A 25,922-nucleotide genomic window follows, 5' to 3' on the forward strand; every position below is an offset into this window, starting at 1 on the left:
AGATGGGTTTTCAAAAATAGCTATGAGTCATTTTTCGCTTCGTATGAATTGGCCTTCCGCCTTTGCCGCAGTGGCTTTGACAGTTGCTTTATCGGCCGCATCAGCCGCTAGGGCATCGGAAGCCTTGGTCCGGTTCTCCAATGGTGAGACCATTACCCAGGAGGACCTCTCGGTGTATCTGGACCGTCGAGTCGATCTGCGTTCCTCCAGCCGCAACGTATGGGGGGTGCAAACAACCTTGCGTGAAATGGCCATGGTTCGCGTGCTGGCCCTGGAGGGCGCGCAAATGGGGGAGCCCCGCCAGGAGGGAAAGGACGGACAGCGCTTCGATGATGTGTATGCCCAGGCCATCTATACCAAGCTAGCGCCACAATGCAAGCCGCCGGCTGATGAGGCGGCTTCCCGGCAGTTTTTCAAGGAACACCCCCAAGCCTTCAAAGTGCCCCCCATGGCGCGATTGAGCCGCGTGATTCTTCCCGCTGCCGAAACACTCGAAGGCGAGCCCGCGGCGGCTTGGCTTATGAAGCAAGCCCAGGCTGTGGCCTCCGGAACGAAATCGTTTGATGACTTGGTAAAGCAGGCGGAATCTGTATACAAGCTTGATCCCCAGGGTGATCTGGGCTGGGTTACTCTCTTCGAAGAGGATTCCAGTGTCTTGCGCGTGCTGGCAACCGCCAGCCAAGGGGAAATGGTGGGGCCTATCCGTGAAGGCGACTTTGCCTATCTCTTCAAGGTCAATGAAAAGCGTGACGGGCGTCAATTGGCCTGGGGGGATGTCGCAGTGTCGGTGCCTGCCCGAGCAGTCACCTACTGTCGTCAGGAGGCCAGCAAAAAGGTTCGAGAGGATCTTTTCAAGAAATACGGTGTGGAGCTGGACAACGCTGCGATACGTGCGTTGTTCTCGAAACAGTCTGCAGCAAAATAATCTGCACTTGGCATTCCCTGGCACTCTTGGGGTTGCTGTCTCCAAAACGGTGCACGGTACAATCGACGGCTTTGCGGATTGCTAGGCTTGCCATCTGAGTCGCTGTTGGGCGCGGGGCATATGGCGCCGTATTCCGACCAAGATCCTTGCAGCACTTAGACAATGACTCAAATACGCGCCTCTGTGTTGATCCCCGTCAAAAATGGGGGGCCTTTGCTGGGCGAAGTGCTGGATGCCGTGCTGGCCCAGCAAACACCATGGCCGTTTGAGGTCATCGTAGTGGATTCCGGTTCATCTGATGGCTCTGTGGAATGTGCGAGGGGGCGTGGCATCCATGTGGAAAGCATTCCAGCCTCAGAGTTTGGCCATGGGCGTACCCGCAATTTGATGGCTTCCATGGCAAAGGGACAGTTTCTTGTGTTCATCACGCAAGACGCGCGGCCGGCCAGCCCGCAATGGCTTGCCAACATGGTGCAAGGCTGCGATATTGATCCGAGTGTGGCGGGGGCTTTTGGCCCTCATCGGGCGCATCCCCAGGCTCGGCACGTCACCCATTGCGAACTGAACCAACATTTTGCAGGTTTCGGGGACAAGCTTTCAGTGGTCCGTCTCGAAGACCGCGCCCGATTTGCCAACGACCCTGGCTATCGCCAATGGCTGCATTTTTTTTCCAGCAACAACTCCTGTATCCGCCGCTCCGTGTGGGAGCAACTGCCGTTGCCCGAGGTCGCGTTTGCCGAGGACCAGACATGGGCGCTGCGCGCCATTGAGGCTGGGCACGCGAAGGCCTTTGTGCCAGACGCGGTGGTCTATCACTCACATGATTTTGGTGTCTGGGAAACGCTGCAGCGCAATTTCGACGAAGCGCGTTCGTTTAATCTCTATTTTGGCTACCGCATCCAGGACAGTCTCTTGCAGGCCTTGAGGTCTGGTGTGTACTTGGCGAAGCGAGACCTCGGCTGGTTGCGCAACGGTGGTTTGCGCGGCTGGCGCCTCTTCAAGAATGCCGTCTACATGGGTTTTATTGAAATGGCCCGGGTTGCAGGCCAATATCTGGGTACGCGGCACGACCGTCTGCCCACATGGCTATTGCGCTCTGTGTCGCGCGATGAGCAATTGCAGCGCGCAGGAGCCGTGTGACCATGGCGCTGAATCTGTCAAAAAAGATATGGCGTGTGAAAGAAATGGCGCGCAAAGAAGGCGTCTTTGCCGCTCTTCGCGCGGTGGTACGTCGCCTCCGCCAAGGGCCAGGGCGGTATGTGGATGTCTTTCGACACTACGACTTTGCCCTCCCCTATGTTCTGCCTGCCCAGCCCGGTGAGGCCAAGCGGGGAACTCTGCTGTGGTTCATTCCTGATTTCAACGTCGGGTCCGGTGGACATCTGAACATCTTTCGCACCATCTGGCATCTGGAGCAGATGGGCTACGCCTCAAGCATCGTGATTGGCAAGCCCGTCATGCACCACGATGCGCAGGAGGCTCGAGAGTCCATCCGAAAAAATTTTTTCCCGCTGCAGGCGCAGATTCTGTTGGGTCTGGACGATCTGCCGCCGTGCGAGTTTGCTCTTGCCACTGGCTGGGACACGGCATATGCAGTACGTGCCTTCACGGGCGCCATGCACAAGCTGTATTTTGTGCAGGATTACGAGCCACATTTCTATCCCGTGGGGTCCGAGTCGGTGCTGGCACAGAACACTTACCACTTCGGATTTTTCGGTATCACGGCGGGTGGCTGGCTGGCCAGCAAGCTGGCGAACGACTATGGCATGGCCACTCACTCTGTAGGTTTTGGCGTGGAGCTCGAGCGCTATCGACGCCTGCCGCGCAGGGAACCGGAGATTCGCCGGGTATTTTTCTACGCGCGCCCCCCCACGCCCCGCAGGGCGTTTGAAATAGGCCTCCTGGTGCTGAACGCGGTGTGGGAGCGCATGCCTGAGGTGCAGTTTGTGCTGGCAGGCTGGGACACTGCCGGCTATCACATTCCGTTTCCGCACCTGGGCTGTGGCACGGTGGCGCTGGATGACCTGCCGGATCTTTACAGCCAGTGTGACGTGGCGCTGGTTCTATCGCTCACGAACGCATCCCTGTTGCCCCTGGAGCTGATGGCCTCCGGTTGCGCCGTGGTTTCCAACCGAGGCCCCAATGTGGAGTGGCTGCTCAATGAGGAGGTGGCCGTTTTGGCAGAGTCTTCCCCTGAGGGGCTCTCGGATGCTGTTTGTGACCTGCTGCGGGATGACGAACGGCGCCACGCACTGAGCGAACGTGCCGAGAAGTTCGCGCGGGCGCAGACGTGGGAAATGGTCGCAAAGGACTTTGAGGCGGCCCTGCTGCACGCGCGCGCCCAGGATCCGCGGGAGACTTTTTGATGCGTTGCGCGATTCTGGGAGGTGCTGGGTTTCTAGGCCGCCATATTGGACGTGCCATGGCGTCGGAAGGCGCTGAGGTGTGGTCGGTAGACCGTTCATTGCCGGCCGCGGGTAGTGCGCCTTGGCTAGCTGGTGAAGTACAGGCCGACTGCTTTGACCTCTCGTCTTGGTGGGATGTGGTGGGTGGTGCGGATGTGATTGTTCATCTGGCATCTTCCACCGTGCCGGCCACGGCCAGTGAGGATCCCATCCAGGACGTGCAGACCAATTTGGTAGGTACGTTGCGCCTACTGCAAGCACTGCGCAAAAAGGCTGCGCGGCCCAAGCTGCTGTTCGCGTCATCCGGCGGGGCTGTGTACGGACGGCCGCAATCTGTGCCTTTGTGCGAGTCTCACCCTACGATGCCGATGGGCGCCTACGGGGCAACCAAATTGGCGATTGAGCACCACTTGCGCATAGAGGAGGCTCAGCATGGTCTGCCATGCAGGATTCTGCGTTTGAGCAATCCTTACGGCGAGTGGCAACAGCCCCATGGTGTCCAGGGTGTGATTGCTGTGTTTGCACACCGTGCACTCCATTCACAGCCGCTGGATGTTTGGGGGGACGGGTCCGTGGTACGAGATTTCGTCTATGCCGCTGATGTGGGGCATGCATTTGCAGCCGCAGCGCGCCATGAGGGCGAGACCCGTATTTTTAACATTGGCGGTGGCGCCGGGCACAGTGTGAATGACATTGTCCGTACCCTGGAGCAATTACTGGGGCGTACCGTAGAGCGGCGCGTGTTCTCGGCACGTCCCTTTGATCCACCGGTCAACGTGCTGGATATTCAGCGTGCCCAGAAAGAACTGCTCTGGAAACCAACGATGGCTTTCGAGGATGGGGTGGCCAAGTCGGTCGAATGGCTACGGACGGTAGCATGACGCGCCCAGCTTCCCACTCCACAGCCGTGTCATCGGCAGCGCCACGCAACCCGCGCCAGTTGTGGGTGCTTTGGCGATATTGGATGGTGCGCGAGTTCAAGACCCGCTACGCCGGTTCGGTGTTGGGTTTTGCTTGGGCTTTTGTCCAGCCTCTCGCCACGTTGGCAATTTTTTACGTTCTTTTCGGTCTGGTCTTGGCGGTGCGTGTGCCTGGGCTGGATGTCAGCAACGGCTATCTGCTGCACCTTTTGGCAGGGCTGGCCGTGTGGTTGCCCTTTACAGATGCAATCGGGCGAGGCGTGGGGTCTTTGGCCGCATATGAGGACTTTTTGCGCAAACAGCCCATGCCTGCGGAGATTCTGCCCGCCGTGTCGGTGGGGGGCAGTCTATTGGTCCTGGGCATTGGGTATGGGTTGTTGCTCATTCTGTCCGTTTCGCAGGGCGTGGGGCCGTATGCGTCGCTGGCTTGGCTGCCGGTGCTGGTGCTGGCCCAGATTGCCCTGACCTTTGGCCTCACGCTGTTGCTGAGCATGGCCCATTTCCTGTGGCGGGATGTGGGTTCCATGGTGGCCTTTGCGCTGCAGCTTTGGTTCTACCTGACGCCTGTTGTCTACCCGTTGTCCCAGGTGCCAGAGAAGTTCCACAATTGGTTTCTCTTCAATCCGGTGGCGTGCTTGGTGCTTATGGTGCAGAGCACTGTATTGCACATGCCGGTGCCATCGGGAACACCCCTCGCTCTGGTTGTGTGGGTGGTCTTGCTCGGTGGCGGCGGATGGTGGTTCTTTCGCTCGATGAAGTCTGCATTGGGCGAGGCCTTGTAAAGCCATGACGATACGCTTTGAGGGCATTGAAAAGACCTACATGGTTTACAGCCGTCCGCAGGACCGGCTGTGGGAGTGGGTGACACGCAAGCAGCGCCACCGCGTTCACGTAGCTTTGACGGGTGTGGATTTTGAAGTACAGGCGGGTGAAACGTTTGGCCTCATCGGCGAGAACGGTGCTGGCAAAAGCACCTTGTTGAAGATTGCCGCAGGCACTATCCGCCCCACCCGTGGGCAGGTGTCACAAGAAGGTCGCGTTGCCGCGTTGCTGGAGCTGGGCGCGGGCTTTCATCCCGAGGAGTCGGGCTACGACAACATCCGCTTCATGGCCGCGCTGCATGGCCTGGAGGGTTTGGCGATGGAGGACTTCATTGTCCGAGCTACGGCATTCTCGGAGCTGACCAGGGAAACGCTTGAACGGCCGGTGAAGACCTACTCCTCGGGTATGTTCATGCGCTTGGCTTTTGCCGCCGCGACCGCTATTGATCCGGATGTACTGATCGTGGACGAGGCCCTGTCGGTGGGTGACCTGCACTTTCAGAAGAAAAGCCTAAACCGCATTCTGGAGCTGCGCGAGCGGGGCGCGACGGTGCTTTTCTGCTCCCACAACCTGTACCAAGTGAGAAGCCTATGCCAGCGGGCCGCCTGGATTCATGGCGGCCACGTGCAGGCGATTGGTGCGACCGAGGATGTGGTGACTGCCTACGAATCCCATGAGCGGCGCAGGTATGCCCATCTGCGGGTTGAGGCCCATGAGGCTGAAAAGAAGGACGCCGCTGCACAGCCCACAGCCGTCGCATCATCGGGCGCCCCTCTGGTAAAAATCGCGGGACTGACGATCGAGACCGGGGACGGCATCAATCCGGCACAGGTGGATTCGTTCCAGGATCTGTCGGTGGAGATTGAAATCGAGTCCTATGGGGATGCGCCGTTTCATGTACTGTTTGCGATCGTTCGCCCCGACAAGGACAACGTGTTTGGCACCAGCACGCAGTTCCGTGCTGATGGCACGCCGCTGCAGGGCATCGGCAGCCACCGTATTCGTGCCAGATTTCCACGATTGCCACTGCTATCGGGCGAATACCTGTGGAGTGTGTATGTCCTGGATGATTCGGGCATCCAGGTGCTGGACATGGCCGAGCTGATCCAGCCCTTTACCGTCCTGAATCAGAAGCACCGCGAGTTTGGTGTCGCTTGGTTGGAGCACGAGTGGGTGCTGGCGGAATGACCCGTGCCTGGTCCCTGGACCTGCTTTTCCCCTGCATTGCCCGACTGCCTACAACCTTGCCTTGGAGGCTGGCCGGGCGGGTGGGGCGTGGCGAGTCGGCGACCGAGCGCGAGCACCTGCTGCTCTGGCTTGAAAATCTGTTCGCGCGGGTGTTCCCCCAAGCGACGGCAGAGCAGCATGTGCAATGGGCGCGTGCCCATCTGGCGATGTTGGCGCAGGAGATGGTGGATGCCATGGCGTTCAGCCGCCTGGGCCGTCCCGGGGGACCGGCCATTGGCCTGCAGGGCGCGGAATTTGCCAAGGAACTAGTCCGCCAAGGCAAGGGCTTTATCCTGGTTCTGAATCACTATGACCGGCTCTTGACTGCTCCGGTTGCCTTGGCAAGAGAGGGGATTGTCACCAATGTCCTGACCATGCCGGTCTTGGACAACCCGGAGCTTGCGGTGGCGCAGCGCCGGTTCTTGCTGCGGAAAATTCAGGGCTATACCGAGGTGACCGGTGGAAAATGGCATACCACCAGTGAAGGGCTGCGCTCGGTGCATGAAAGCCTGCGGGCGGGGCAAGGGTGGGTCATTCTGGCGGATGCATGGCGGCCCGAGTTTGGCCGTCTGCGCGGTAGTCCTTTTCTGGGCGGGCGACTGAACCTGCCCACTGGTATTGAGCGCTTGGCGCAATCCACGGGCGTGCCGCTGCTGCATGCTGTGACTTATTCGCGGCGCCCTGACCGCCTGGAGGTCGTCGTGGAACCATTGCCGGAAGATCCCAGGGAGGCGATGGATAAAGTCATTCAGCGGCTTGAACAGGATGTGCTGGCCAGACCCTGGGCTTGGTGGCAGTGGGGGCTGTGGGATCAGATGTGGCAACCGGAACCGGGGCCAAAGGCGGAGGGAAATCCATGACCAATATTGAGCGATACGACTACGCATTCGACCCGGACGGCGAGGAATGGGCTGCCCGCTTGCTGCGCCGCGTACCGTCTAGCGGAGGCTCGGTGCTGGAGCTTGGGCCGGGGCCTGGCGCCATGACCCGGGTTTTGCTGGCGCGAGGCCATCGGGTCACGGTGGTGGAAAACGACCCCGAGGCACTGGAAGTGCTCAAGACATTGGATGTGGAGATCATCTCCGGAAACCTGGATGGGACGGACTGGCTGGATGCGGTCAAGGGTCGGCAGTTTGATACGGTGATGGCTTGTGATGTGCTGGAGCACCTCAGAAAACCCGAAGACGTGTTGCAGCGGTTGAATGAGTTTGTCGCCCCCATGGGCTGTCTGCTGATTTCCGTTCCCAACATCGCCTATGCTGGGGTGCTGGCTTCAATGCGTAGTGGCATCTTTGACTATTCTGACAAGGGTCAACTGGACAGGACCCATGTCCGGTTTTTTACCAAACGCAGCATCGAAAAGGTGTTGCTGGACTGCGGATGGGCTCCCCGGGTATGGGAGGCCAACAGGGTACCCGTTGAGTGCAGCGAATTCGCCGGGTACTGGAGCGCCCTGTCGGGCGACCAGCGTCAGGCGTTGCTGGCTGGGTGGCAGGACTTTGACGTCTACCAGTGGATGGTGGTGGTCACGCCTTCTGTGGCTACCCCAACGTGGGAACTGAAAGAGGCTCGGGGCATGGCGGACAGCTTGCGCGGTGAGTTGCAGGCACTCACGGTGCTGCACCAACGCGAACGAGCTTCGTTACTGGAGCATCAAAAGGCCTTTGCGGAAGCCAAGGACATCATTTCTAAACTCCAGCAAGACATTGCAAGACTCCAGGAAGAGATTAATGAATTGCGAACAGATGTGGGCTCGCTGCGATCCGAAAAGGCTGTTGTGGAGTCGGAGCTAGCAAAGACGCGAATAGAGTTGCAGGCCAGGACGGCGGAGCTGACTGACCGTGCTTGGCGCAGCCGTTGGCGCAGGCTCATGGGTTCGCATCGCAGCTATTGAGCGACGGACATGCTGCTGGGAATTCCCGATTTCACGACGTCACACGCGGGTGTGGACAGAATGGGTGTCGCTTGCCGGATCGACCCGTCCGTTTCCGTTATGCGGTTTGGGCAACGTGCCGATGTGTTGTGCCTGGCCGATGGCGTCAGCATCTATGCCCAGACACGGCTGGTGCTGGGGGATGTGGTGGCAGACCCCTGCGTGGGTATCCACATCGGCGCCCGCACCATCGTCAACGTGGGTGGGTACCTGTCTGGTGAGGGTGGTCTGGAGATTGGCGACGATGTCCTGATTGGTCCCCATGCCAAGCTGCTGTCTGCAGGCCACGCCATCGATGAAGGTGATTCTGTCATTGCGCGCAACCGTATCACCCGGGCAAAAATCGTTGTAGAAGATGGCGCCTGGATAGGTGCGGGTGCCATTGTCCTGGAGGGTGTCACCATTGGCCGGGGTGCCGTGGTGGCAGCGGGGGCGCTGGTGCGGCAGAACGTGCCTGCGGGGATGGTGGCAGCAGGCATGCCCGCTCGGCTGATCCGTTCAAGGAAGGGGGATACATGGCCCGTAGCGGAGACTCCCACCCCCTGGTTTCAACGGGCCGGTGCTGAACTGAAACGTTTCTTTCGCCAAGAACGCGAGATCAAATGACAACAAAAAGTGTGTTTTGCCAGGTGGTTGAAGGGGCTGAGCGCCTGTTTCGTGAAGCGCCAAGCCTACGCAGCGCCGTGCTTTCGATTTTCTTGCTGTTGGGACTGCTGCCGTCCTCTTGGGCCGACCAAGTGTGGGAGTTTGTGGATGGGGACGGCGTGACCCACATCGGCAATGTGCCCCCTTCCGCTGCATCGCGGGGCGTGATCTGGCTCAACCGTGTGCCACCTGCTTCGGCGATGAAGGGCAAGGATCGTGGTCCTTCTGCACTGCAGTTTTCGGGCTACGACGACGTCAAGCAGCACCTGGAAGCAGCGGCCGTGGCGCAGTCGCTGGACCCTGCGTTTGTGATTGCCGTTGCCGCTGCAGAGTCGGCTTTCAATGTGAAGGCTGTTTCGCGCAAAGGTGCACTGGGGCTGATGCAGGTCATGCCAGCAACGGCAGAACGCTATGGGGTTGCTGCGCGCCCATCCTCGGAAGGAGAGCATGCTGCGATGGAGCCTAAGGTGAATGCCCAGATTGGCACCCGCTACCTCGCCGATCTGCTGCGCATGTTCGATGGCGACAAGGAGCTGGCGCTGGCTGCTTACAACGCTGGTGAAGGTGCTGTGATCAAGCATGGTCGGCGAATCCCACCGTATCCCGAAACACAGCAGTATGTGGAAAAGGTGATGCGTTTTTACCGTGGCATGCTTCGGTAGCGCGCCAGGTTTTTGACCACGTGAACCTTGCCATGGCCTGCTGGGAGCTGCCGAGGGTTGGGCTGATCTCGGTCGCAGATCTTTGTGGCTTCTTTCTGCAGGGTTCTCCGCACCAGATGGCAATATTCCACACCAACGTGCCCAAGCATCCAGCAGAGGGGCGGCCGGCTAGCGCTTTCTTACAGGCGCCTTGTCCGAGTGCGGGTACCATCGGCCGCTCATGATCTGGTTATCTGTGGTGGCATTCATCGTGGCAGCGTTGGCGGCAGGGTTCATCGTGCGGTGGATGCACAGCCATGCTTCCATCTATGGCAATGGCATGCCCCAGCGCTTTCATCTGGGGGATGTTCCCCGTCTGGGCGGTGCCGCGTTGCTGCTGGGCATTGGGTGCAGCTGGGGTCTCGGTGTTCTGCAATCCACTCATTGGGGGGACCCCGGCTCGCTCAAGCTCGGGGCTTGGGTGGGGGGCTGGCTGGTGGCCTTGCTGCCGGCTGCTTTGGGGGGTATCGCGGAGGACATGACCCAGCGCCTGTCTGTGCGATACCGGTTAAGTCTGACCGGCGCATCCGGCGCCCTGGCGGTGATCCTGCTGGATCTGACTTTGCCGCGCATGGGGTGGCCTTGGCTGGACGCCCTGCTGGCCGCTGCACCGTGGCTGGGCGTTGCGGTGGTTGTTCTGGCGGTTGCGGGGCTTCCCCATGCATTCAACATCATCGATGGCTACAACGGCTTGGCCGGCATGGTGGCCCTCATCGTCTGCCTGGCTCTGGCCCACGTGGCCCTGCAAGTGGGAGACCGTGCACTGGCTGCCCTGTTGGTGTCCACAGCAGCGGCGACGGGCGGTTTTCTGGTCTGGAACTACCCGCGCGGCATGTTGTTCGCGGGGGATGGCGGTGCCTACGTGTGGGGTGGCGTGATTGCCTTGGCCAGCATTTCCCTGGTGCAGCGCAACGCCGATGTGTCGCCGTGGTTCCCGATGCTTTTGCTGATCTACCCCGTGTGGGAAACGATCTTCTCGATCTACCGCAAGACCGTGCGGGGGGTGTCTCCTGGCGTGGCCGATGCATTGCACTTTCATCAGTTGATCTACCGCCGTATCGTGCGAGGCGTCTTCCATGACGACGAATCGCGCAGGGTACTGATGCGCAACAACCGCACCTCCCCCTACCTCTGGGGCTTTACCCTGCTGACTGTGGTCCCGGCGGTGCTGTTCTGGAGCAATACCCCGCTGCTGATGGCATTTTGCGGCCTGTTTGTCATCAGCTATGTGATGGCTTATCTGGCCATTGTGCGTTTCAAGGTGCCCAACTGGTTGCGCCACTGACGGTGGGTACGCTGGCAAACCCAGCGCGCCGCGCGAATGCGGCACAATTTGCGCCTTACCGTTTTCTCTGGATGGCCCGCCTCCATGACCGACCTTCTTTCGATTGCCCCACGCGACAAGGCTGAAATCCTGGCCCAGGCGCTGCCCTATATCCGCAAATTCCATGGCAAGACCATGGTCATCAAGTATGGCGGCAACGCCATGACCGACCCGGCGCTGCAGGCCGACTTTGCCGAAGACGTGGTGCTGCTCAAGCTTGTGGGCATGAACCCCGTGGTCGTACATGGCGGCGGCCCGCAGATCGAGACGGCCCTGAACCGGCTGGGCAAGAAGGGCGAGTTCATCCAGGGCATGCGCGTCACAGATGCCGAAACCATGGAAGTGGTTGAGTGGGTGCTGGCCGGCGAGGTGCAGCAGGACATCGTGGGTCTGATCAACCAGGCCGGGGGCAAGGCCGTGGGCCTGACGGGGCGCGACGGCGGCATGATCCGCGCGCAAAAGCTCAAGATGGTGGACAACAAAAACCCATCCATTGAGCACGATGTGGGGCAGGTGGGGGATATCGTGTCCATCGACCCCAGCGTGGTCAAGGCGCTGCAGGACGACGCCTTCATTCCCGTCATCAGCCCCATCGGTTTTGGCGAGAACAACGAGAGCTACAACATCAACGCCGACGTAGTGGCCAGCAAGCTGGCCACGGTGCTGCAGGCTGAAAAACTGATGTTGTTGACCAACACGCCCGGCGTGCTGGACAAGGCGGGTAATCTGCTTACCGACCTGACCGCCCGCGAGATCGACGCGCTGTTTGCCGATGGCACCATCTCCGGCGGCATGTTGCCCAAGATTGCCGGTGCGCTGGATGCCGCCCGGGCGGGTGTGCAGGCGGTGCACATCATCGATGGCCGTGTGCCGCACGCCATGCTGCTCGAAATCCTGACGGACCAGGCCTACGGCACCATGATCCGCAGTCATTGAAATGCACCCCCTGAGCCGCGTCGCGTCTTCCCCCTCTCTCGTTTCTCGGGAGGGGGACGCCACCAGTGGCCTGGCAGAGCCAGTTCCACGGTGGCACTGGTCTTTGCCGCGCCAGTGTCGTTGGCTGTGGGCCTCACGCAACGCAGGAGGCCACTGACATGCGGCTGTTGCTGGTCGAAGACGACGTCATGGTGGCCAGTGGCATCAAGCTGGGGCTCACCGATGCGGGGTATGCCGTGGATTGGGTCGGAAGCGGTGAGCGTGCCGAAGAGGTGCTGCGTACCGAGTCGTTTGACGCTGCCATCATCGACATCGGCTTGCCGGCCATGGATGGGCTGGAGCTCACCCGTCGCCTGCGCCGCCCCGACATGGCAACCCCGGCCCTGCCGGTGCTGATCCTCACTGCGCGCGACGCGTTGCACGACCGCGTGCAGGGACTGGACCTGGGGGCCGATGACTACATGGTCAAGCCCTTTGAGTTGCCTGAACTGCTGGCAAGGCTGCGCGCCCTGCTGCGCCGCTCGCAGGCCGCCACCACGGCGGTCCTGAGCTTTGGCCCGCTGGAGCTGGACACGGCCGGCCGCCGTGCAAGCATCCGCACCGGGGATGGGGAGCAGGTCATCGAACTCGGCCCCCGTGAATGGACTGTGCTGGAGTACCTGCTCATCAATGCCCCCAAGCCAGCCAGCAAGGACAAGCTCCTGCAGGCCCTGACGGGCTGGGACAAGGAGATCACGCCCAACGCGGTGGAGGTGTATGTGTCCCGCCTGCGCGGCAAGCTGGAGCCCCACGGCGTGGCGCTCCGGTCGATTCGCGGGTTCGGCTATCGGCTTGAACTCCAGACTGCCTGAGCGGAATCGGTCAGGCTGAAACCCTTCGGTGAAGATGATGACGGCGCCGGATCGGACCACCCCCTCGCAACGGCCTCGCCTGCGCGCCATGACCTCCGATCTGCGCAACCGGCTGCTGCTTTTGCTGGTGCTGCCCTTGTGCGCGCTGGCCCTTGTGGGTGTGTGGCTGGACTACCGCTCCGCCGACGAGGCCGCCGGGCGGCATGACCAGCGCCTGCTGCGGCTATTGCCCGCGCTGGCCGATTCGGTGCTGGCCCCGTCGATCCGTGACAACGAGCCGCCCCTGTTGCTGCTGGCACCACCGGTGGAAGAGTTTCTGCGGCAGAACACCGGCTTTGCCGGATACAGCGTGCGCGATATCTCTGGCCGTCTGTTGCTGGGCGATGACTGGGTGCACGGGGCCGTGCCCACCACGCAAGCGCCGGAGTTCCACAGCGTCGAGTTTGGCGGCGTGACATACCGGGTGGCCGTGCAGCGCGGCCGCACCGGGGCCGGCGAAATGGTGGTGGCGCTGGCCGACGGGTCGGACCCGCGCCAGCAGTGGGCGCAACAGCTCTTGCTGCGGGTGCTGCTGCCCAACCTGGTGCTGGTGGCCGCTGCCGCGCTGGCCATCCACTGGGCGGTGGGCCGGGCGTTCAAACCGCTGGTGGATTTGGCCGAAGCGGTAGAGCACCGTTCGCCGCGTGACCTGAGCCCCATCGACGAAGCCTCGTCGCCCGCCGAGGTGCGCCCGCTCGTGCATTCCCTCAATCGCCTGTTTGCGCTGGTCAACGCGCAGGCGGAAGGGCAGCGCCGCTTTGTGGCCGACGCGGCGCACCAGCTGCGCACCCCGCTGGCGGGCCTGCAGGCGCAGGTCGAAGCCTGGGCCATGATGGCCAAGGCGGCGGCGCCACCCCGGGTGTCGTTGCCAAGTTTTGATGGAAAAGTGCCGCTAGCGCATGATGGACATGCGAAAGGTGCTATTGTTTTGGGAGTCGACCAGATTGAGAAGCTGCGCAATGCCACGCGCCGCACCTCACAGCTCGCCCACCAGCTGCTGGCACTGTCGCGCGCCGATGCGCGCAGCCTGGACGCGCAGCCGCCCCAGCGCGTAGACCTCAAGGACCTGTGCGAAACCTTGCTGGAGACCTTTCTCGACCCGGCCACCGGCAAAGGACTGGACCTGGGCCTGGAAGTCCAGCCTGTACATGTCACCGGACATGGCTGGCTGCTGCGCGAATTGCTGTCCAACCTGGTGGACAACGCCATCAAGTACACCCCGGCGGGTGGCATTGTCACCATACGCTGCGGCATGCGCCAGTGGCGCGCGGGGCCTCCACGCGTGTTCATCGAGGTGGAAGACGACGGACCGGGTGTGCCCGATGCCGAACGGGGCCGTGTCATGCAACGGTTTTACCGGGTGCCAGGCACGGTGGGTGAGGGTACCGGGCTGGGGCTGGCCATTGCCGACGAAATCGCGCGCGTGCACCGCGCCTCCCTCACGCTGGGCGCCGGTCCCCAGGGGCACGGCCTGCTGGTGACTGTGGTGTTTCCGCTGTAAAGCGGGGCTGCGGCGCCATCCCGGCCTGTGCCTGCACGGCCGGGTGCGGGGCCTGTGCGAGAATCATTTCCACACATGATTTACGCCCTGCCGCAGGCCTGTGCATGCCCATCCGGCATGTGAACCAGGTGCAGGGCGCCATTGGCCGTCTGGCCCTACCCGAGCCCCTGTTCCTGCATGTCCGAACTTTCGCCCCTTCCCGAGCCAGCCAGTACCGACGATGCGGGCGAAACGCCCGCTGCGCGCAAGCGGCCCAAGCCGGGCGAGCGGCGGGTGCAGATCCTGCAGGCACTGGCCGCCATGCTGGAACAGCCCGGGGCGGAGCGCATTACCACCGCCGCCTTGGCCGCGCGCCTGTCGGTCAGCGAGGCAGCTCTGTACCGCCACTTCGCCAGCAAGGCGCAGATGTTCGAGGGGCTGATCGAATTCATCGAGCAGACCGTGTTCACCCTGGTCCAGCAAATCACTGGCCGCGATGTGCCCGATCCGGATCAGCCTGCCGAGGTGGGTGCACGCCAGGCCGCGCGCATCGTGGCCTTGCTGTTGCAGTTTGGCGAGCGCAACCCGGGCATGGTGCGCGTGATGGTGGGCGATGCGCTGGTGTTCGAGCACGAGCGCCTTCAGCAGCGCATGAACCAGTTCTTTGAACGCATCGAGTCCACCTTGCGCCAGTGCCTGCGCCCGGCTGCAGCGGGCTCTGCAACGCCCACGGTCGATGCCCAGGTGGCGGCCAGCGTGCTCACGGCGTTTGCCCAGGGTCGACTGCAGCGTTACGCCCGCTCGGGCTTCAAGCGGCTGCCGACCGAGCACCTGGATGCCAGCTTGGCGCTGATGCTTTAAGGGCGCTCCAAAACGCTTCTGGCGTTGTTGCTGCGCCCTGCGCCGGGCTCGAAAGCGCTCCGTTGCGCTGAGGTTGCTTTGCGGCCTTCACCCATTGGCTGCAACGTGCAGGTCCGGGGACGCAGAGACGCGGTTGCGTTCCTGCAACGGGCGATTTGGGTGGGCCTCCCTATTTTTTTCGGGGGTTTTGGTCAGAGGGGTAATTTGCTGCAAAATAGAACGAACGTTCGTTTTTATTTGCCCGCATGTCCGCCACCTCTTCATCCAGCCAGGTCACTCGCATCCCGCGCGCTCGCAGCGGAACCGGCCGTGCCCTGCAAAAAGGCCAGCAAACCAAGGCGGCCATTGTCGAGGCGGCCCTCGGGTTGGCCACGCACATCGGGCTGGAGGGCCTGTCCATCGGGGCGCTGGCCGATGTCACGGGCATGAGCAAGTCGGGCGTGTTCGCCCATTTTGGCTCGCGCGAAGAGCTGCAGATCTCCGTGGTCCGCGAATACCACACGCGTTTCGAGCAGGAAGTGTTCTACCCCGCCATGTCCGCGCCGCGTGGCCTGGCCCGGCTCAGCGCCATGTTCGACAACTGGATGAAGCGCACCTCCATCGAAATCGATTCGGGCTGCATCTATATCAGTGGCGCGGTCGAATTTGACGACCGCACCGGCCCCGTGCGCGACGCGCTGGCCAGCTCGGTGCTGACCTGGCATGCCGCCATGCGCCGCGCCATCGAGCAGTGCAAGGGCTTGGGCGAGCTGCGCGCGGACACCAATGCCGAGCAGATGCTCTTTGAGATCCACGGCCTCATCCTTGCGCTGCACTACGAAGCGCGGTTCCTGCAGACCCCTGGCTCCATGGGCCGGGCCGTGCAGGGCTTCCACAACATCCTGGCGCGCTACAGCAGTGCCCAGGCCACGACCCCGGCCGCCGCCGCGTCTGCAGCACCGCCTGCTGCCGCCAAGCGCCGCAAAGTTTCCAACCAAACCACCACCTCCAAGGAGTAAACCCCATGCCTATCTACACGCCGCCCCTGCGCGACATGCAATTCGTCATGCACGAAGTGCTCAAGGTCAGTGATGAATTCAAGGCAATGCCGCCCCATGCCGAGGTGGATGTGGACACCATCAACGCCGTGATCGAAGAAGCCGGCAAGTTCGCGGCCGAAGTGACCTTCCCGCTCAACATCAGCGGCGACACCGAAGGCTGCGTGCTCGACAAGGCCACCCACGAAGTGAAGCCGCCCTCGGGCTTCAAGGACGCCTACGCCAAGTACGTTGAAGGCGGCTGGGCGGCACTGTCGTGCGACCCCGCCTACGGCGGCCAGGGCCTGCCCTTTGTGCTGAACCAGTGCCTGTACGAAATGATGAACTCGGCCAACCAGGCCTGGACGATGTACCCCGGCCTGTCGCACGGCGCATACGAAGCCCTGCACGCCCACGGCACCGAAGCGCAAAAGGCCCTGTACCTGCCCAAGCTGACCAGCGGCGAGTGGACCGGCACCATGTGCCTGACCGAACCCCATTGCGGCACCGACCTGGGCCTCTTGCGCACCAAGGCCGAACCCCAGGCCGACGGCACCTACAAGATCACCGGCAACAAGATCTTCATCAGCGCCGGCGAACACGACATGACCGCCAACATCGTGCACCTGGTGCTGGCCCGCCTGCCCGACGCGCCCAAAGGCAGCAAGGGCATCAGCCTGTTCGTCGTGCCCAAGTTCAACATCCAGGCCGACGGCTCGCTGGGCGAGCGCAACCCCATCTTCTGCACGGGCCTCGAGCACAAGATGGGCATCCACGGCAACGCCACCGCGCAGATCGCCATCGACGGCGCCATCGGCACCATGGTGGGCCAGCCCAACAAGGGCCTGGCCGCTATGTTCGTGATGATGAACGCCGCCCGCCTGGGTGTGGGCAACCAGTCGCTGGGCCTGACAGAAGTGGCTTACCAGAACGCGCTGGCCTACGCCAAGGACCGCATCCAGATGCGCAGCCTCTCGGGCGTCAAGGCCAAGGACAAGGACGCCGATCCCATCATCGTGCACCCCGACGTGCGCAAGATGCTGCTCACCGCCAAGGCCTATGCCGAAGGTGGCCGTGCGCTGCAGATCTTCTGCACGCTGCTGCTCGACAAGGTGCACAGCCACCCCGATGAAAAGGTGCGTGCCGAATCCGAAGAGATGGTGGCGCTGCTCACCCCCATCGTGAAGGCCTTCATCACCGACAACGGCCACATCAGCACCAACGCGTGCATGCAGGTCTTCGGCGGCCACGGCTTCATCAAGGAATGGGGCATGGAGCAGTACGTGCGCGACAACCGCATCAACATGATCTATGAAGGCACCAACACCATCCAGTCGCTGGACCTGCTGGGCCGCAAGATCCTGGGCAACAACGGCGCCACGCTCAAGAAGCTGGGCAAGCTGATCGGCAAGCTGGTGGAAGAAGAAGGCGTGAACGAGAAGATGGCCGAGTTCATCAACCCCGTGGCCATGCTGGGCGACCAGATGACCAAGTTCACCACCGAAATCGGCTTCAAGGGCATGCAGAACCCCGACGAAGTGGGCGCCGCGGCCGTGGACTACCTGCGCGTGGCCGGCCACCTGGTGTTCGGTTACCTGTTCGCCCGCATGGCCCAGGTTGCGCTGCGTGAGATCGCTGCCGGCAACACCGACCCGTTCTACGGCGCCAAGCTGCAGACCGCGCGTTTCTACTTCGCCAAGCTGTTCCCCGAAACCGTCACGCTGATGCGCACGGCCCGTGCGGGCAGCAAGGTGCTGATGGACACGGATCTGGCCCTGGCCTGACCGGTGGATCTGCGGATTTCAAGCTTTTTTGGCACGGAGCGCTTATGTATAAAGCGGTAGTAGCTATTGTTTTTGTAGCGTCGGCGTTGCCCGCGTGGGCGCAGGCAACGCCCGAAGGCCTGTGGCGCAACATCGACGACAAGACCGGCGAGGCCAAGGCCGAAATCCGTATCCGCGACATTGGCGGCGGCGTGCTGAACGGAGCGCTGGAAAAGCGCCTGTCCAAGGATGCCAAGGCCGATGACGTGTGCGACGAGTGCTCGGACGACCGCAAGGGCAAGCCGATCCTGGGGCTCGAGATCATCCGTGGCGCCAAGAAGGCCGAGGGCAAGGACGTGTGGGAGGGCGGCAAGATTCTCGACCCCGAGAACGGCCGCAACTACACCCTGCGCATGACGCCCATCGAGGGCGGGAAGAAGCTGGAAGTGCGCGGTTCCATCGGCCCCTTTGGCCGCACGCAGACCTGGATCCGGGTGCAGTAAAGACGACAACACCGTGCGCGCCGCGCCCAGGCACGGCGTGCACAACAACGAGGGCAGGGCGCCCACCGCGGCCGCCCTTCTGGAGAAATACCGATGTCAAGATTCCAAGTGAAAAAAGTCGCCGTGCTCGGCGCAGGCGTGATGGGCGCGCAGATCGCCGCCCACCTCGTCAACGTCAAGGTGCCCGTGGTGCTGTTCGACCTGCCGGCCAAGGAAGGCCCGAAGAACGGCATCGTCACCAAGGCCGTCGAAGGCCTGAAGAAGCTCAAGCCCTCGCCCCTGGGCGTGGCCGAGGATGCGGCACTGATCCAGCAGGCCAACTACGAAGAGCACATGCACCTGCTCAAGGAATGCGACCTCGTGATCGAGGCTATTGCCGAGCGCATGGACTGGAAGCTCGACCTGTACACCAAGATTGCGCCCCATGTGGCCAAGCACGCCATCCTGGCGTCCAACACCTCGGGCCTGTCGATCACCAAGCTGTCTGAAGTGCTGCCCGAGAGCATCAAGCCGCGCTTTTGCGGCATCCACTTCTTCAACCCCCCGCGTTACATGACGCTGGTGGAACTGATCAACACCCCCACCACGCAGCCTGAAGTGCTCGACCAGCTCGAAGCCTTCGTCACCAGCGGCCTGGGCAAGGGCGTGGTGCGCGCGCACGACACCCCCAACTTCGTGGCCAACCGCGTGGGCATCGCCGGCATGCTGGCCACCATGAAAGAGGTCGAGAACTTCGGCCTGACTTTCGACGTAGTGGACGACCTCACGGGCAAGAAGCTCGGCCGCGCATCGAGCGGCACCTTCCGCACCGCCGACGTGGTGGGCCTGGACACCATGGCCCACGTGATCAAGACGCTGCAGGACAACCTGAGCATCGAGACCGATCCGTTCTACGAAAGCTTTGGCACGCCCGCGGTGCTGAAGAAGCTGCTGGAGCTGGGCAACCTGGGCCAGAAGGCCAAGGCCGGTTTCTTCAAGAAGGTCGGCCGCGACGTGATGCGCTTCGAGCTGGACAGCGAAGAGTACGTGCCCGCCGGCCAGAAGGCCGACGAGGTGTATGCCCGCATGCTCAAGAAGCCCGCCGCCGAGCGCCTGCGCCTGCTGCGCAACGCCGAAGGCGCGCCCGGCCAGTTCCTCTGGGCCATCCTGCGCAACGGCTTCCACTACGCCGCCGTGCACCTGGGCACCATCGCCGACAACGCGCGCGACGTGGACCAAGCCATGCGCTGGGGCTTCGGCATGAAGCAGGGCCCCTTCGAGCTGTGGCAGGAAGCCGGCTGGCTCGACGTGGCGAAGATGATCCAGGAAGACATCGACGCGGGTAAAGCGCTGTGCAAGGCACCGCTGCCCGAGTGGGTCTTCAAGGGCCCCGTGGCCGAAGCCGGTGGCGTGCACACCGCGCAAGGCTCGTGGAGCGCATCGCAGAACAAGTTCGTGCCCCGCCGCCAGCTGCCGGTGTACGAGCGCCAGATTTTCCCCGAGTCGCTGCTGGGCGAGACCAACCTGCCCGACTGGCACACCGCCGGCACGACCATTGCAGAGTCCAAAGCCCTGCGCACGTGGACGCTGGATGGCCAGGTACTCATCGCCAGCATCAAGAACAAGATGCACGCCATCAGCCCCGAAGTGATGGAAGGCTTGATGGAAGCGTTGGAGCTGGCCGAGGCCGAATACCAGGGCATGGTCATCTGGTCCGGCGACGCGCCGTTCAGCGTGGGCGCCGACCTCGAAGCCACGATGCCGGCCTTTGTGGTGGGCGGTGCAGACGCCGTCGAAAGCATCGAGAAGGAACTGCAGAACCTGATGCTGCGCATCCGCTACGCCCAGGTGCCCGTCGTCGCTGCCATCCATGGCATGGCCCTAGGCGGCGGCTGCGAGCTGGCTGTGTATTCGGCCAAGCGTGTGGCCCATATGGAAAGCTACATCGGCCTGGTGGAAGTGGGCGTGGGCCTGGTGCCTGGCGCCGGCGGCCTGACCTACATCGCACGCCGCGCTGCCGAGAACATGGCGGCCTCTACCGGCAAGGACATCCTGCCCTTCCTGACCGAGGGCTTCACCGCCGCCGCGATGGCCAAGGTGGGCACCAGCGCCATCGAGTCGCGCAAGCTCGGCTTCCTGCTGGAGTCCGACATCATCGTTCCGCACAAGGACGAGTTGCTGTTTGTGGCCATCAACGAAGCCAAGTCCATGGCCGCCAGCGGCTGGCGCGCGCCGCACAAGCGCCTGTTCCCCGTGGCGGGCCGCAGCGGCCTGGCCACCATCAAGGCACAGCTCGTGAACATGCGCGACGGCGGCTTCATCAGCGCCTACGATTTCAAGGTCAGCACCATGATCGCCGAGGTGGTGTGTGGGGGTGATGTGGACGCTGGCGCGCTGGTGAGCGAGGAATACCTGCTCACGCTGGAGCGCAAGGCGTTCTGCCACCTGATCGCCCAGCCCAAGACGCACGAGCGCATCCTGGGCATGCTCTCGACAGGTAAGCCTGTTCGCAACTGACCGCCATCACCATGACGGACCACGCCCCCAACAAACTCCAGCGCTCGCTGATGCGCCTGGACGAGGCGCCCGCCTTCATGCGTGGCTTCGTGCAGAACATCATCCTGCGCCGGGCTGTGCCCTTTACCGGCACGGCCGGGGTGAAGTTCGTCTCGCTCACGCCCGAGCGCGTCGAGGTGCACCTGGCCAATGAGCACCGCGTGCAGAACCACATCGGCGGCGTGCACGCCTCGGCCATGAACCTGCTGGCCGAGACGGCCACGGGCATGGTGGTGGGCATGAACGTGCGCGACGACTGCATCCCGCTGGCCAAGGAGTTGTCCATGGCGTTCAAAAAGCGCGCCACCGGCGGCCTTAAAGCCGTGGCCATGCTGACCGCCGAGCAGCGCGCCGCCATGTTGGCCAGCGACAAGGGCGAGGTGCAGGTTGCGGTCACCGTGACCGACGAAGCCGGTGTAGAGCCGGTCGAATGTGTATTTACGTGGGCCTGGATTCCTTCCAGCCGCCCCCCCAAGAATTGAAGGAGTTTCAACACCATGGCTCAAAAACAAGTCCAAGACGCCTACATCGTCGCCGCCACGCGCACGCCCATCGGGCGTTCGGGCCGCGGCTATTTCAAGAACACCCGTCCCGACGACCTGCTGGTCGCCGCCATCAAGAGCGCGATGCTGCAGGTCCCCACGCTGGACCCCAAGGCGATCGAGGACGCCATCATCGGCTGCTCCTTCCCCGAGGGTGAGCAGGGCATGAACATGGCGCGCATTGCCGTGGGCCTTGCGTTCGACCACCCCGTGGGCGGCGTGACGGTCAACCGCTTCTGCGCATCCGGCATCACCGCGCTGCAGATGGCGGCCGACCGCATCCGCGTGGGCGAGGCGGACGTGCTGATCGCCGGTGGCGCCGAGTCCATGAGCCTCGTGCCCATGGGCGGCAACAAGACCTCGTTCAACGCAGAAATTTTTGCGCGCGACGAAAACGTGGGCATCGCCTACGGCATGGGCCTCACGGCTGAAAAGGTGGCCCAGCAGTGGAAGATCAGCCGCGAGGCACAGGATGCCTTTGCACTCGAATCCCACCTGCGTGCCATCAAGGCGCAAAAGGCCGGTGAGTTCACCGACGAAATCACGCCCTACGAAATCGTGGAGCGTTCGCCCAACCTCGCCACCGGCGAAGTGGTGGAAAAGCGCCGCACCGTGAGCCTGGACGAAGGTCCACGCCCCGACACTTCCCTCGAAGGCCTGGCCAAGCTCAAGCCCGTGTTTGCCGCACGCGGCAGCGTCACGGCGGGCAACAGCTCGCAGACCAGCGATGGCGCGGGTGCGCTCATCGTGGCCAGCGAGAAGGCCGTGAAGCAGTTTGGACTGACGCCCCTGGCGCGTTTTGTGAGCTACGCCGCGCGTGGCGTGCCGCCAGAGATCATGGGCATTGGACCGATCGAAGCGATTCCTGCGGCCCTGCGTTATGCGGGTCTCAAGAGCGATGACATTGGTTGGTACGAGCTGAACGAGGCGTTTGCGGCCCAGTCGCTGGCGGTGATCAATACGCTGGGTCTGAACCCTGCGAACGTGAACCCCATGGGTGGCGCCATTGCGCTGGGGCATCCGCTGGGCGCCACCGGTGCGATCCGTGCGGCGACGGTGGTGCATGCGCTGCGTCGGCACAAGCTGAAGTACGGCATGGTCACGATGTGCGTAGGAACCGGCCAAGGCGCCGCCGGCATCATCGAAGCTTTGTGAGTTAGCTGGCTACTGCGCGGACCATCTGCGTCGTTGGGCGGTGCTCGGAATCCTCACGTACAGGAAGTACGTTCCGGTTCCTGTGCTCCGTCCGCCTAGCAGCTGATCCCGCTCGCTACGCACTGGAGGGTGGGGTGTTAAGGCAGGGGAGCGGTCGGGGTAAGGCTTGAATCGCTCCCACTCAAACCGCTCGGGCTGAGCTTGTCGAAGCCAGGGTTCTGCCCTCAGCGATAGTTTTCTTTTCAAGCCGACGCAGATCGGTTTCGACACAAGGAGACAGACATGAACAAGCAAACCTTGCAGGTCAACGGGGCGGTGTCTTTGGCACTGCGTGTTTACGAACCTGAGGGCGCACCGCGCGCCAGCGTTGTCATTGGCGGCGCGATGGGGGTGCGGCAGTCGTTCTACGAGGCCTTTGCGCTGTGGATGGCGCAGCAGGGGTTTCGGGTCACCACGTTCGACTACCGAGGCCATGGCGATTCGCTGCAGGGCGCGATGCGCGATGTGAAGGCGGATCTGTTTGATTGGGCGCAGGACTATGAGGCGGTGATCTCTGGCGCCAAGGCCGCGTTGCCTGCGCAGCCGCTGTACTTGCTGGGCCACAGTCTGGGCGCGCAGTTGCCCGGTCTCTTGAAGAAGCCCGAGCAGGTCGATGGTCTGCTCAGCGTGGCCGCAGGCAGCGGCTACTGGCGCGATAACGCGCCCCAGCTCAAGCGCATCGTTCCGTATTTCTGGTGGGTGCTGGTGCCGCTGGCCACGCGGCTGTGCGGGTACTTTCCGGGGCGTACGCTCAAGAAGGTGGGCGACCTGCCTGCGGGGGTGATCCTGCAGTGGCGCCGCTGGTGCCTGCATCCAGCCTACATGGTGGGCGCCGAGGGGCCTGCGGTGGCGCAGAGTTATGGCGCGGTGCGTTTCCCTGTGGTGGCGCTGTCGATGGCCGACGATGAGCTGATGACCTTGCGCGGCACACACAATCTGGTGAACCTGTACGCCAACACCGAGCGCCGCGTGGAGAGCATCACGCCGGCCGATCTGCAGGTGCGTCGCATCGGGCACTTCGGTTTCTTTCGCGACCAGTTTCGCCAGAGCCTGTGGCCGCGCGCGGCGGCTGCGCTGGCCGCCCTGGGTGGCGGCGTGCACCACGGCGAAGTCTCCGGTACGACGGCCTGAGCGGTCGTTTCGCGGCACACTCGCAGCATGACTTCCTCTTCATCCACTTCTTCGTCTTCGTCCTCCGCAGCCCACCCGCTGGACGAGGCGCTGCAACTGACGGCCTCGTCCGTTCCGACCGGCCAGTACGAAGGGCAGACCCACCCCGGCTACTGGAACATGGTGGGCCCGTTTGGTGGCATCACCGCCGCCACGCTGCTACAGGCCATCCTGCAGCACCCTGACCGGCTCGGCGACCCGTTGTCGCTCACCGTCAACTACGCGGGCGCACTGACAGCCGGTGCGTTCACCGTGCAGGCAACGCCCGTGCGCACCAACCGCTCTACCCAGCACTGGACGCTGTCGATCCTGCAGGCCGGTGCTGACGGCGCGCAGGTGGTCACCACCACCGCCACGGCCGTCACGGCGGTGCGCCGTGAGACCTGGAGTGTGGGCGATGTGCCCATGCCCGAGGTGCCCCCGCCCGCAGAGCACAAGGCCATCGTGGCGCCCCCGGGCGCAGTCGAGTGGCTCAACCGGTATGAGATGCGTCCCATCGCTGGCTTTATTCCGCGCACCTGGGACGGCAGCGGCGACCACAGCCTTACGCAGTTGTGGATGCGCGATGCGCCGCCCCGGCCGCTCGACTTTATCGCGCTGTCCGCATTGGCCGATGTGTTTTTCCCCCGCGTGTGGCTGCGCCGTGCGCGCCAGGTGCCTGCGGGCACGGTGTCGATCACCGTGTACTTTCACGCCACGGCAGAGCAACTGCATGCCACGGGCACGGGCTTCCTGCTCGGCCAGGCGCGCGGGCAGGAGTTCCGCAACGGATTCTTTGACCAGACCGTGCAGCTGTGGAACGAGGCTGGCACCATGCTGGCCACCAGCCACCAGATCGTTTACTACAAGGAATAGGAAGTCGGCCCGTTGCTCTGCACGTGCACTCTTTCCTCCATCCATCAGCCCCCGGAACCCTTACCACCATGACCGAAGCCACCCAAGACATCCTTGCTCACACCGAAGCGGGCGTGACCACCATCACCTTCAACCGCGTGGATAAGAAGAACTCCATCACGCGCGACATGTACGCCGCCATGGCCGATGCGCTCGATGCCGCCAAGGCCGATGCCAGCGTGCGCGTGGTGGTGTTTCAGGGCGACGTGGCGATCTTCAGCGCGGGCAACGACATCAGCGACTTTCTGCAGCAGCCGCCCGCCACGCAGGATTCGCCCGTGTTCCGTTTTCTGCGCGGCATCGCCACCTTCCCCAAGCCCGTGATCGCCTCGGTCTGCGGCCCGGCCGTGGGCATCGGCACGACGATGCTGTTCCATTGCGACCTGGTCTATGCGGGCGATAACGCGGCGTTCTCCATGCCGTTCGTTAACCTGGGCCTGTGCCCCGAGGCCGCATCGAGCCTGCTGGTGCCGCAGATGCTGGGGTACCACCGCGCTGCGGAAGCGCTGCTGCTGGGCGAGCCTTTCATGGCCGAGGCCGCGTTGGAAGTGGGGCTGGTGAATCGTGTGGTGCCGCCCACCGAGTGCAATGGCGTCGCACAGGCGCAGGCGAAGAAGCTGGCTGCCAAGCCGTTGTCGTCGCTCATCGAAACCAAGCGGTTGATGAAGGGCGGGCAGACGGCGAAGGTGCTGGAGGTGATGGCGGAAGAGGGCGAGAGCTTTGGGCGCATGTTGCGTGAGCCTGCAGCGCGGGAAGCGTTCTCGGCTTTTATGGAGAAGAGAAAGCCTGATTTCAGCGCGGTTTGATTCGCTAGTTCTGAGGGTTTTTGGGCTGCTGGCGCTTGTACATAAAGCGCTGGCAGCTACTGTTTTTATAGTTCGTTCTCGCCCCATCCGTTCGGGTTTAGCCTACCGAAGCTTGTTTTGGCGGTGGCTACTGCATGCCCGTGTGGAGTGCGGGAGCCGGGAGTCGCCCGGCGTGCGAGTAACTTTCTTTTGCTTCGCCAAGAGGGTGTCGAAGAAATAAACTATGCTCCTGGGGTGCTGATCCCGCAGGAGCAATACGATGGCAAAGACCGGCCGACCTCCGGTGATATCTCCCGGTGAGTCCGCGGCCTTGCGCGAAGTGGTGCGCGCTAACCCACAGGCCACACTGCCCGAGTTGGCCCTGGCCTGGGCTGAGCACATGGGCCGCAACGCACCCAGCACGGTCACTATGCGGGCAGCGCTCAAAGCT

General features: G+C 62.9%; 24 protein-coding genes. All 24 read left to right on the forward strand.

Annotated elements, in window-relative coordinates:
* Positions 1–22: 22 nt before the first annotated feature.
* The 24 genes from IB243_RS26510 to IB243_RS26625 all read left to right on the forward strand — a co-directional run bounded on the left by IB243_RS26510 (position 23) and on the right by IB243_RS26625 (position 25,492).
* Positions 23–925, forward strand: a complete 903-nt coding sequence (locus tag IB243_RS26510; RefSeq protein WP_225585401.1) for a peptidyl-prolyl cis-trans isomerase — start codon at positions 23–25, stop codon at positions 923–925.
* A gap of 162 nt (positions 926–1,087) precedes the next feature.
* Positions 1,088–2,065 (forward strand): glycosyltransferase family 2 protein, encoded by a 978-nt coding sequence (locus tag IB243_RS26515; RefSeq protein WP_192430056.1) that lies wholly within the window; start codon positions 1,088–1,090, stop codon positions 2,063–2,065.
* Between the two features lie 2 nt (positions 2,066–2,067).
* Entirely contained in the window at positions 2,068–3,291 is a 1,224-nt protein-coding gene (locus IB243_RS26520) for a glycosyltransferase family 4 protein (protein WP_192430057.1), read from the forward strand.
* Positions 3,291–4,211, forward strand: a complete 921-nt coding sequence (locus tag IB243_RS26525; protein WP_192430058.1) for an NAD-dependent epimerase/dehydratase family protein — start codon at positions 3,291–3,293, stop codon at positions 4,209–4,211. Before IB243_RS26520 ends, IB243_RS26525 begins: the two co-directional genes overlap by 1 nt.
* 83 nt (positions 4,212–4,294) lie before the next feature.
* Positions 4,295–5,032 (forward strand): ABC transporter permease, encoded by a 738-nt coding sequence (locus tag IB243_RS26530; protein ID WP_192430075.1) that lies wholly within the window; start codon positions 4,295–4,297, stop codon positions 5,030–5,032.
* 4 nt (positions 5,033–5,036) lie between these two features.
* Entirely contained in the window at positions 5,037–6,260 is a 1,224-nt protein-coding gene (locus IB243_RS26535; protein ID WP_010462557.1) for an ABC transporter ATP-binding protein, read from the forward strand.
* Positions 6,257–7,159, forward strand: a complete 903-nt coding sequence (locus IB243_RS26540) for a lysophospholipid acyltransferase family protein (RefSeq protein ID WP_192430059.1) — start codon at positions 6,257–6,259, stop codon at positions 7,157–7,159. Before IB243_RS26535 ends, IB243_RS26540 begins: the two co-directional genes overlap by 4 nt.
* Entirely contained in the window at positions 7,156–8,193 is a 1,038-nt protein-coding gene (locus tag IB243_RS26545; protein WP_192430060.1) for a class I SAM-dependent methyltransferase, read from the forward strand. The genes IB243_RS26540 and IB243_RS26545 overlap by 4 nt, the downstream gene beginning before the upstream one ends.
* Before the next feature lie 9 nt (positions 8,194–8,202).
* Positions 8,203–8,838 carry a DapH/DapD/GlmU-related protein gene (locus IB243_RS26550; protein WP_225585403.1) on the forward strand — a complete coding sequence of 212 codons (636 nt, stop codon included), beginning with the start codon at positions 8,203–8,205 and terminating at the stop codon, positions 8,836–8,838.
* Between the two features lie 77 nt (positions 8,839–8,915).
* Complete coding sequence (locus IB243_RS26555; protein WP_370540399.1) at positions 8,916–9,539, forward strand: lytic transglycosylase domain-containing protein; 624 nt, start codon at positions 8,916–8,918, stop codon at positions 9,537–9,539.
* Between the two features lie 220 nt (positions 9,540–9,759).
* Positions 9,760–10,863, forward strand: coding sequence for a glycosyltransferase family 4 protein (locus IB243_RS26560; RefSeq protein ID WP_192430063.1), 1,104 nt, complete (start codon positions 9,760–9,762; stop codon positions 10,861–10,863).
* 84 nt (positions 10,864–10,947) lie between these two features.
* Complete coding sequence (gene argB, locus IB243_RS26565; protein ID WP_010462547.1) at positions 10,948–11,838, forward strand: acetylglutamate kinase; 891 nt, start codon at positions 10,948–10,950, stop codon at positions 11,836–11,838.
* 158 nt (positions 11,839–11,996) lie between these two features.
* Positions 11,997–12,689 (forward strand): response regulator transcription factor, encoded by a 693-nt coding sequence (locus tag IB243_RS26570; protein ID WP_192430064.1) that lies wholly within the window; start codon positions 11,997–11,999, stop codon positions 12,687–12,689.
* A gap of 88 nt (positions 12,690–12,777) precedes the next feature.
* Positions 12,778–14,229, forward strand: coding sequence for a sensor histidine kinase (locus IB243_RS26575; protein ID WP_010462542.1), 1,452 nt, complete (start codon positions 12,778–12,780; stop codon positions 14,227–14,229).
* A 177-nt stretch (positions 14,230–14,406) separates the two neighbouring features.
* Positions 14,407–15,069: a nucleoid occlusion factor SlmA gene (slmA, locus tag IB243_RS26580; protein ID WP_010462540.1), complete on the forward strand. Its 663-nt coding sequence runs from the start codon at positions 14,407–14,409 to the stop codon at positions 15,067–15,069.
* A 245-nt stretch (positions 15,070–15,314) separates the two neighbouring features.
* The gene (locus tag IB243_RS26585; protein ID WP_010462538.1) at positions 15,315–16,067 is read left to right on the forward strand and encodes a TetR/AcrR family transcriptional regulator; all 753 of its coding nucleotides are present in this window, start codon (positions 15,315–15,317) and stop codon (positions 16,065–16,067) included.
* A 5-nt stretch (positions 16,068–16,072) separates the two neighbouring features.
* Positions 16,073–17,869 (forward strand): acyl-CoA dehydrogenase C-terminal domain-containing protein, encoded by a 1,797-nt coding sequence (locus IB243_RS26590; RefSeq protein WP_192430065.1) that lies wholly within the window; start codon positions 16,073–16,075, stop codon positions 17,867–17,869.
* A 44-nt stretch (positions 17,870–17,913) separates the two neighbouring features.
* Complete coding sequence (locus IB243_RS26595; RefSeq protein WP_192430066.1) at positions 17,914–18,351, forward strand: DUF2147 domain-containing protein; 438 nt, start codon at positions 17,914–17,916, stop codon at positions 18,349–18,351.
* 93 nt (positions 18,352–18,444) lie between these two features.
* A complete protein-coding gene (locus IB243_RS26600; RefSeq protein ID WP_192430067.1) occupies positions 18,445–20,847 on the forward strand; it encodes a 3-hydroxyacyl-CoA dehydrogenase/enoyl-CoA hydratase family protein in 2,403 nt (800 codons plus the stop codon).
* A gap of 11 nt (positions 20,848–20,858) precedes the next feature.
* Positions 20,859–21,368, forward strand: coding sequence for a DUF4442 domain-containing protein (locus tag IB243_RS26605; RefSeq protein WP_192430068.1), 510 nt, complete (start codon positions 20,859–20,861; stop codon positions 21,366–21,368).
* 15 nt (positions 21,369–21,383) lie between these two features.
* Complete coding sequence (locus IB243_RS26610) at positions 21,384–22,583, forward strand: acetyl-CoA C-acyltransferase (RefSeq protein WP_010462529.1); 1,200 nt, start codon at positions 21,384–21,386, stop codon at positions 22,581–22,583.
* Between the two features lie 282 nt (positions 22,584–22,865).
* Positions 22,866–23,753 carry an alpha/beta fold hydrolase gene (locus tag IB243_RS26615; RefSeq protein WP_192430069.1) on the forward strand — a complete coding sequence of 296 codons (888 nt, stop codon included), beginning with the start codon at positions 22,866–22,868 and terminating at the stop codon, positions 23,751–23,753.
* A 27-nt stretch (positions 23,754–23,780) separates the two neighbouring features.
* Positions 23,781–24,647: an acyl-CoA thioesterase II gene (locus IB243_RS26620; protein WP_192430070.1), complete on the forward strand. Its 867-nt coding sequence runs from the start codon at positions 23,781–23,783 to the stop codon at positions 24,645–24,647.
* 68 nt (positions 24,648–24,715) lie between these two features.
* Positions 24,716–25,492, forward strand: a complete 777-nt coding sequence (locus IB243_RS26625) for an enoyl-CoA hydratase (RefSeq protein WP_192430071.1) — start codon at positions 24,716–24,718, stop codon at positions 25,490–25,492.
* Positions 25,493–25,922: the final 430 nt, after the last annotated feature.

It is taken from the genome of Acidovorax sp. ACV01, assembly GCF_014851495.1.
Lineage (GTDB): Bacteria > Pseudomonadota > Gammaproteobacteria > Burkholderiales > Burkholderiaceae_C > Acidovorax > Acidovorax radicis.